Here is a 1,892-nt window from a genome sequence, read left to right as displayed (position 1 = left end):
GCGCCCGCAAATCTGATGAGACCGCTGAACAGGGCGCCCTGCGAGAGGCGCATGAGGAGGCGGGGGTTGATTCATCCCTGCTGCGCGTGATGTTCACCACTGTGCTGGATCGCGGAGTGTGGGCGTACACGACGGTCGTCGCCGAAGCCGTAGAGGAGTTCGAACCCGTGATCGGCGATGCCGAAAGCGTGGCGTTGGCGTGGGTGCCGGTTGCCGACGTGGAGGGGTTGCCGCTGCATCCTGGATTCGCGGCGAGCTGGCCACAGTTGCGGGCCCGCCTGCTCTGACTTTCCATCAGCCGCGCGCGTGAAGTCGACCGCCTTTCGGAAACTCAGGACGACGGCTTCGCTGACCCTGGCAACCTCAGTAAGTGCGGGGCCGGGGATCGTGGCGGCGGGCCGCCTTCCTGAATTTCCGAAAGCAGCACCCCACCGCGCGGCTGAACCAGCCCTCTGGATTTGTTAGTGGGGCGCCTGTGTGTCTTCGGGCACGATGGGCCGCGGCACGAAGAACGCGGCGATGACCGCGAGTATTGACAGCGCAGCGCCCGCCACGAACGCCAGGTGCACACCGGATGCGAGCGCCGGGATTTCGGTTAAGCCGCTGCCGATCGCCGAAGCCGACCCGATCGTGAGTAGTGCGATGAAGAGCGCCGTTCCGGCAGCTCCGGCTAGCTGCTGCACCGTTCCGATCGTGGCGCTTCCGGAGGCATAGAGAGACGGTTTGAGGGAGCCGAGCGATGAGGTGAACAGCGGAGTGAAGGTGAAACCCAGGCCGAGACTGAGCGCGACGTGGGCCACGACCACGAGTTGCCACGGCGTGCCTTCGGTGAACATGGTCATGGACCACAGGGCAAGGCTGACGACGACGGTGCCGGGCACGAGCAAAGGTCGCGGCCCGACCCTGTCGTAGAGTCGTCCGACCACGGGCCCGAGTAGTCCCATGAGCACACTGCCGGGCAGAAGGATTAGTCCGGCTTGAACGGGAAGCAGACCGAGAACATCCTGCATGTAGATGGGCAGCAAAATAATCGTGCCGAACAGTGCACCCATGAGGATCACCATGAGAATGATCGAGACGCCGAACCCGCGCGCACTGAATGTTCGAAGGTCGAGGAACGCGCTGTCTGTTCGTTGAAGCGACAGCTGGCGTGCGATAAAAAGCCCGAGAGCGATCGTCCCGACGGCAACGGGTATCCAGGCGGTCACGACGGCGGTTCCGGATATGGTTTCGCCAAGGCTGCTGAGCCCGTATATGAGCCCACCGAAGGCGAACGCTGACAACACCACTGAGAGCGCGTCGAGCGGAACCTTGCGCGGTTCGCTGACGTTCTGAACGCGTGTACCACCGATCGCGAGTGCAACGATGGCGATCGGCAAGACGAGGATGAAAATAAAGCGCCAGTCGAAGACGCTCAGGATAAGCCCGGAAATTGTCGGGCCGAGAGCGGGGGCCACTGAGATGACGATGGAGATGTTGCCCATCGTCCGACCGCGTGAATGAGTCGGCACCAGGGTCATCACCGTGGTCATGAGCAGCGGCATCATGATGGCTGTGCCGCTGGCCTGCACAATGCGTCCCGCGAGCAGCACTTCGAAGCCGGGCGCGATCGCCGCAATGGCGGTGCCCAGCGTGAACAGGCTCATGGCGAGGATGAATACGGTGCGAGTGTGCAGCCGTTGCATGAGAAAGCCAGTAGTCGGGATGACAACCGCCATCGTCAGCATGAATGCGGTCGACAGCCACTGCGCGGTGCTCGCTGCAATATTGAGATCGTCCATTAATCGCGGAATGGCGACGCCGATAATGGTCTCGTTAAGGATGACGACGAAGGTTGCCACCAGCATCAGGTTGATCACGAGACCGTTGCGCCTGCTGTGGTCGGGCGTGGC

General features: G+C 62.6%; 2 protein-coding genes. One reads left to right on the top strand and one right to left on the bottom strand.

Annotated features, from left to right (window positions below; all coding sequences use genetic code 11):
* Positions 1 to 287 (top strand): NUDIX domain-containing protein (locus tag RMN95_RS07600; RefSeq protein WP_309616333.1); only part of this gene is annotated, 287 nt, incomplete at its 5' end.
* A 174-nt stretch (positions 288 to 461) separates the two neighbouring features.
* On the opposite strand, the gene RMN95_RS07595 is transcribed toward RMN95_RS07600, so the two are convergent.
* Positions 462 to 1,892: MDR family MFS transporter (locus RMN95_RS07595; RefSeq protein WP_397545264.1), on the bottom strand; the 1,431-nt coding region annotated here is incomplete at its 5' end.

The organism is Salinibacterium sp., assembly GCF_031364185.1.
Lineage (GTDB): Bacteria > Actinomycetota > Actinomycetes > Actinomycetales > Microbacteriaceae > Rhodoglobus.
Note: the sequence above shows the minus strand (reverse complement) of the source record. Positions and strands in the feature narration are given on the sequence as shown.